Source organism: Anaerococcus tetradius ATCC 35098, assembly GCF_000159095.1.
GTDB classification, from domain to species: Bacteria; Bacillota; Clostridia; order Tissierellales; family Peptoniphilaceae; genus Anaerococcus; species Anaerococcus tetradius.
Map to the genome: position 1 here is coordinate 1 of NZ_GG666367.1, position 343 is coordinate 343.

The 343-nt window shown below is 28.0% G+C and carries 1 pseudogene; it reads left to right on the plus strand.

Going from position 1 to position 343, the window contains the following annotated elements:
• Positions 1–343: pseudogene (locus HMPREF0077_RS10210) on the plus strand (recombinase family protein); the annotation flags it as partial.

Genomic DNA, 343 nt, shown 5'->3' on the forward strand with positions numbered 1-343 from the left:
CTACTTGGGGATTATTTGAGCAATATATTTCCATTTTTAAAAATACGATTTATAGCTATCAATGATTGTTATGATTCCATAAACGAAAATGGAAATGGATTAGATATGGATACACAGTTTAAGACATTGTATTATGATTTATTCAGTAAGGAATTATCTGAAAAGGTAAGAAGTTCTATTAGGCAAATTAAATCGCAGGGGAAAAATATAAATTGGGCAGCACCTTTTGGATATATTAAAGATCCAAAAGATAAACATAGTATCATCATTGATGAAAAAACAGCTTTTATAGTTAAAGAAGCTTTTGATTTATTGCTAAAAGGATATTCCTGTATTCAAGTAG